Genomic DNA, 6,132 nt, shown 5'->3' with positions numbered 1-6,132 from the left:
ACACACGACCCGGGCGCTCACGCGACCGGGTCGTTTTTCACATTGTTTGCGTTACGCCGCTCGACCGCAGCCGAACCGCGCTCAAGCGCTCAATGCACCGTCATATTGGCGTTCATGTTGTGCATGATCCACAGCGAGCCCGCCACCACGATCAGCAGGATCAGCGCGGTGAAGGCCAGGGCCATCACGTTCCAGCGCTGCTCCGAGGAGCTGTCCAGGTGCAGGAAGTAGATCAGGTGCACGACGATCTGCACGACAGCCAGGCCCAGGATCACGGCCAGCGTGGTCGAGGCTTCCAGCGTGCCGCCCATCACCAGCTTGAATGGGATGACGGTCAGGATCACCGCCAGCACGAAGCCGATCACATACGACTTGACGCTGCCATGGCTGGCGCCGGCCGAGGTGGTGCCGTGCTCGTCGTGGGCGCGGTGGGCGCCGGCGGCAGAGACGTTGCTATGTTCCATTACATCGCTCCCATCAGGTAGACCACGGTGAACACGCCGATCCAGACGATGTCCAGAAAGTGCCAGAACAAGGCGAAGCAGGCCAGGCGCTTGGTCATGGTGGGGGTCAGGCCCTTGCGGGAGATCTGCCACATCAGCACGGCCATCCACAGCAAGCCGCTCGCCACGTGCAGGCCGTGGGTGCCGACCAGCGTGAAGAACGACGACAGGAACGCGCTGCGCTCGGGGCCTGCGCCCTCGGCGATCATGTGATGGAACTCGTTGATTTCCATGCCGATGAACGCCACGCCCAGAAGGAAGGTCACGCCGAGCCAGAACTGCAGGCGGGCTCGCTGGCCGTTATGCAGCGAGATCATTGCCATGCCCGAGGTCAAGCTGCTGAACAACAGCAGGAAGGTCTCGACCAGGACGTAGTTCAGCTCGAACAGTTCCTTGCCTGACGGGCCGCCTGCCACTTCGCCGCGCAGCACCGCGAACGCGGCGAACAACCCGGCGAAGATGATGCAGTCGCTCATCAGGTACACCCAGAAACCAAACACCGTGTTGGCGCTGGTGTCGTGATGGGCGTGATCGTGCGAATGATCGTGCGAGTGGGCATGCGCCTGGGCGGCGCCATGCGCGGGATAACGCTGTAGGACTTCAGTCGTCATGGTTCAGGCCTGTGACGCAATGCGCTGGAAATGGCTCGTTTCGACCGCCTGGACTTCGTGCGCGGGCACGTAGTAGTCGATGTGGTCGTCGTTGCTGCGGAAGATAAAGCTGACGATCATGCCAACCAGGCCTACCGCCGCCAGCCACCAGATATGCCAGGTCAGGGCAAAGCCCAGCGCCAGGCTGAAGGCACCGATATAGAAGCCGGCGCCGGTGTTCTTCGGCATGTGGATCTGCTCGTAGTGCGCTTGCTGCTGCGGCACTTCGCCACGCGCCTTCATGTCGGCGAACGCGTCGAGGTCACGCACCACCGGGGTATGCGCGAAGTTGTAGAACGGCGGCGGCGACGAAGTGGCCCACTCCAGCGTACGGCCACCCCAGGGGTCGCCGGTCACGTCGAGGAGCTCCTTGCGGCGGCGCACGCTGACCACGATCTGCAGGATCTGGAACAGGATGCCCAGGCCGACAAACACGGCGCCGACCACGGCCACGTACAGGAACGGGTTCCACGCCGGGTTGTCGGTGTGGTTCAGGCGACGGGTCATGCCCATGAAGCCCAGCGCGTACAGCGGCATGAAGGCCAGGTAGAAACCGATGATCCAGCACCAGAACGCGTACTTGCCCAGGCGCTCGTCGAGCTTGAAGCCGAAGGCCTTCGGGAACCAGTAGGTAATGCCGGCGATGTAGCCGAACAGCACGCCACCAATGATCACGTTGTGGAAGTGGGCGATCAGGAACAGGCTGTTGTGCAGCACGAAGTCAGCCGCCGGCACTGCCATCAGCACGCCGGTCATGCCGCCGATCACGAAGGTGACCATGAAGCCCAGCGTCCACAGCACGGGCGTGGTCATCTGCACACGGCCGCGGTACATGGTGAACAGCCAGTTGAAGATCTTCACCCCGGTCGGGATGGAGATGATCATCGTGGTGATGCCGAAGAACGCATTCACGTTGGCGCCGGAGCCCATCGTGAAGAAGTGGTGCAGCCAGACCAGGAACGACAGCACCATGATGGCGCAGGTCGCGTAGACCATGCCCTTGTAGCCGAACAGCTTCTTGCCGGAGAACGTCGAGATGATTTCCGAGAAGATGCCGAACGCCGGCAGGATCAGGATGTACACCTCGGGGTGGCCCCAGATCCAGATCAGGTTCACGTACATCATGGCGTTGCCGCCCATCTCGTTCGTGAAGAAGTGCATGCCCAGGTAGCGGTCAAGGCCCAGCAGGCCCAGCGTGACGGTCAGCACCGGGAAAGCGGCGATGATCAGCACGTTGGTGCACAGCGCGGTCCAGGTGAACACCGGCATGCGCATGAGCGTCATGCCCGGGGCGCGCATCTTGAGGATGGTCACCAGGAAGTTGACGCCGGTCAGCAAGGTGCCCAGGCCCGAGATCTGCAAGCTCCAGAGGTAGTAATCCACCCCCACGCCAGGGCTGTACGCGATTCCCGACAGCGGCGGATAGGCCAGCCAGCCGGTACGCGCGAACTCGCCGACGCCCAGCGAGACGTTGACCAGCATCGCGCCAGCCACGAACAGCCAGAAGCTCAGCGTGTTGAGGAAGGGGAAGGCCACGTCGCGCGCGCCGATCTGCAGCGGCACGACCAGGTTCATCAGGCCCGTCATCAGCGGCATCGCCACGAAGAAGATCATGATCACGCCGTGGGCGGTGAAGATCTGGTCGTAGTGCTCAGGCGGCAGGATACCCGGCGAGCCGTTGGTGGACAGCGCCAGCTGGGTACGCATCATGATGGCGTCGGCAAAGCCGCGCAGCAGCATGATCAGCGCGACCACGGTGTACATGATGCCGATCTTCTTGTGGTCGACCGAGGTGAACCAGTCGTTCCACAGCGGCTTCCACTTGCCGAAATAGGTGATCAGCGCGCATAGCGCCACGCCACCCAGGGCCACCATCGTCAACGTGCCCATGATGATGGGCTCGTGGAACGGGATGGCATCCAAACTCAATTTGCCAAACATCTCTACTCCTAGGAATTCGAGCCCGGCGCCGGCGTAGCGGGCGCGGCCATGGACACCTGGCTCACGCCAAGGGTGTTGCGCGAGGTGCAGACGGGACCAAACGAGGTGCCGTTGCCGGCGATAGCGCCACCGGCACCGTCCATGTACTTGTGCAGGATGCCGTGGTACAGCTGCGGATCGACCTTGGCGTACAGCGCCACGGGATTCGCTTCGCTGGGCTTGGCCAGCGCGCTGTAGTCAGCCAGGGTCAGCTGGCTCGACGAGGCGCGGACCTGCTTGACCCACGCCTCGAAGTCGAAGTTGGACACCGACTTGGCCTTGAACTTCATGCCCGAGAAGCCGCCGCCGCTGTAGTTGGCCGACATGCCGTCGAACGCGCCGGTCTCGTTGGCGATCAGGTGCAGCTTGGTCTCCATGCCCGCCATCGCGTACACCTGGCTGCCCAGTTGCGGGATGAAGAAGGAGTTCATGATCGAATCCGACGTGATCTTGAAATTCACGGGCGTATTCACCGGGAACGCGATCTCGTTGACCGTGGCGATGCCCAGGTCCGGATAGATGAACAGCCATTTCCAGTTCAGCGCGACCGCCTCGATGGTGATCGGCTTGACGTTGGATTCAATGGGCTTGTAGGGGTCCAGGTCGTGCGAGGACTTCCACGTGATGATGCCCAGCACCAGGATGATCAGGCAGGGAATCAGCCAGACCACCACTTCGATCCCGGTCGAGTGGGACCAGTCCGGCTCGTAGCGGGCCGACTTGTTGCTGGCGCGGTACTTCCAGGCGAAGGTGAAGACCAGCACGATCACCGGCACCACGACAAGCAACATCAGCCAGGTCGCGATCAGGATGATGTTTTTGACGTCGGCGCCAATCTGGCCCTTCGGATCTAGCACGGCCATGTTGCATCCGGCCAGCAAGAGCAGGGCGGCGCAAGGCATTAGCCGCGTCCAACGCGGAAGTTTGGGTATCTTCATGTCACGACTGGTTGAGTTGGCCACGACAGCGACGGCGCGGCGCGGTTTTGCTGCCAGATGCGGGAGCAAGAGGCAGGCTTAAGGCTTGGGGGAAACTGGGTCAGATCCGGGTCAAGCGACCGGTGTGCCGGGGGACGCGCCGATCAGCGGCAGCCTGGCTTGGTCCTTGTGGGACGGATCGTTGTGGGACTGCGGCGGTCCACACAGGAGGACGTCGGCGTGGCGCAGCCCGACAAGCTTGCCTGGTGGGCAAACAGGGTATTCAGGTGAGGGTCGCGGTACGTCAGACATCGTGGCCGCGAATCTACCGCATCGCAGCATTGAGGGTAAACCCGTGCGCTGGAACACACTGTTCGGCAAACCGGACAATGCAGCTTCTTCTGCCATCACGCCAGCAACGTCCGATTAAGCCAGGACATTTCTGGCTGCGGCAAGGTGTCGCAGGGGTGCGCACCCTTGAAAGCAGCTGCACAAACCGCAACCGCGCTTGGGGGCAATGAGGCGGCCGCACAGGATGCCATGGCGCGCCAGAACGTGCTTGCCACCGCGTTGCACCTGCCGCGGTTCTATCCAAATGCAATAACCTTCGTTCCCCTCCCCGCGCGATTTCGCAACCATAGGGCCGCGTCCCAAACCAGGACCTTGCTACCTCACTCGTCGACCTCGGAGAACATCGCAATGCATCCTTTCCGCCAATGGCTACCCCTCGTCGGCCGCGCCCTGGCCATCGCCGCGCTGTCCTGGTCCGCCGCGGGCCACGCCGCCGACGCATCGGTCCGCGTGGGCTACCAGAAGGCCGGCCTGCTGGCCGTGCTCAAGGCCCAGGGCTCGCTGGAGAAAAAGCTCGCCCCGCTCGGCTTCAAGGTGGAATGGAAGGAATTCCCCGCCGGTCCACAGTTGCTGGAGGCGCTCAATGCCGGCGGCATCGACTTTGGCTACACCGGCGCGCCGCCGGCGGTGTTCGCCCAGGCCGCCCGCGCCAACTTTGTCTATGTGGGCGCCGAGCCCGGCGGCAAGACCAACGAGGCGCTGTTCGTGCTGGAGAAGTCGCCGATCCGCTCGGTGGCCGACCTGCGCGGCAAGCGCATCGCCTTGCAGAAGGGCTCCAGCTCCAACTACCTGCTGGTGCAACTGCTGAAGAAACATGGCCTGGCCCTGCAGGACATCCAGCCGATCTACCTACCGCCCGCCGATGCGCGCGCCGCCTTCGAGAGCGGCAACGTGGACGCCTGGGTGGTCTGGGACCCGTACTACGCGCTGGCGCAGAAGGCGCTCAAGGTGCGCACCATTACCGACTATGAAGGTGTGCCCTCCCCCTTCAATTTCTATGAAGCCGGCAACGGCTTCGTCAAGGCACAGCCGCAGGTCGTCAACGCCATCCTGGAGCAACTACGCGCCACCGGCCTGTGGGTGGTGAAGAACCCGGGCGAGACCGCCGCCCTGCTGGCGCCCGCCATTGGCCTGGACGCGCAGGTCGTGGAAGCCTGGCTCAAGCGCGTGCCGTACGGCGCGACCCCGGTCACGCCGGAAGTGATCGCCGCCCAGCAGCAGGTCGCGGACCTGTTCCACGAGCAGAAACTGATCCCCACCGCCGTCAAGGTCAGGGACAACGTCTGGCAGGCGAGCTTCCCTCTGGCAAGCCAGTAAGTAGCCTATAAGCCAATCCGACATGCAGATTCATGGAGGGCCGGCAACGGTCCGCCGCGATGACAGGCGGAAGTCACGACTGCTACCATGCGCACTCCTGAGCACAATTCCAACAAAAAGACCAAGACCTTATGAAAATCGAGACAATTGCCGTTCACGGTGGCTACTCCCCGGACCCCACCACGCGTGCCGTGGCCGTGCCGATCTACTAGACCGTTGCCTATGCGTTCGACAACGCGCAGCACGGCGCCGACCTGTTCGACCTCAAGGTGCCAGGCAATATCTACAGCCGCATCGTCAACTACCCCGGCCTAAAACGGCCGGAGCTTGCAAAGGCAACTGAACAAGCTCGGGTTGACCAGGCAAAGCGGTAACCAACCCGCTACGTTGCGAATAGGTGCAAGGCCAACGTTG

The 6,132-nt window shown here is 62.9% G+C and carries 5 protein-coding genes and 1 pseudogene; 2 read left to right on the top strand and 4 right to left on the bottom strand.

The features are described from left to right. Positions 1–89 precede the first annotated feature (89 nt). Genes ACYP5B_RS14965 through cyoA form a run of 4 tightly spaced genes read right to left on the bottom strand, consistent with a single transcriptional unit; the run spans position 90 to position 4,071 of the window. Positions 90–464 (bottom strand): cytochrome o ubiquinol oxidase subunit IV, encoded by a 375-nt coding sequence (locus tag ACYP5B_RS14965; RefSeq protein WP_459570231.1) that lies wholly within the window; start codon positions 462–464, stop codon positions 90–92. Then, complete coding sequence (gene cyoC / locus ACYP5B_RS14960) at positions 464–1,114, bottom strand: cytochrome o ubiquinol oxidase subunit III (protein WP_400102185.1); 651 nt, start codon at positions 1,112–1,114, stop codon at positions 464–466. The genes ACYP5B_RS14965 and cyoC overlap by 1 nt, the downstream gene beginning before the upstream one ends. Before the next feature lie 3 nt (positions 1,115–1,117). Then, on the bottom strand, positions 1,118–3,094 hold the full coding sequence (gene cyoB, locus ACYP5B_RS14955) for a cytochrome o ubiquinol oxidase subunit I (RefSeq protein ID WP_318234697.1): 1,977 nt from the start codon (positions 3,092–3,094) through the stop codon (positions 1,118–1,120). An 8-nt stretch (positions 3,095–3,102) separates the two neighbouring features. Continuing rightward, positions 3,103–4,071, bottom strand: a complete 969-nt coding sequence (gene cyoA, locus ACYP5B_RS14950; RefSeq protein WP_400102187.1) for a ubiquinol oxidase subunit II — start codon at positions 4,069–4,071, stop codon at positions 3,103–3,105. Positions 4,072–4,749: 678 nt separating this feature from the next. Here cyoA and ACYP5B_RS14945 point away from each other — a divergent pair. After that, positions 4,750–5,718, top strand: coding sequence for an aliphatic sulfonate ABC transporter substrate-binding protein (locus tag ACYP5B_RS14945; protein ID WP_459570230.1), 969 nt, complete (start codon positions 4,750–4,752; stop codon positions 5,716–5,718). A gap of 131 nt (positions 5,719–5,849) precedes the next feature. Next, positions 5,850–6,020: pseudogene (locus tag ACYP5B_RS14940) on the top strand (PLP-dependent transferase); the annotation flags it as partial. Positions 6,021–6,132: the final 112 nt, after the last annotated feature.

Source organism: Cupriavidus sp. 8B (assembly GCF_054589115.1).
This window is presented reverse-complemented; position numbering and strand designations above follow the sequence as displayed.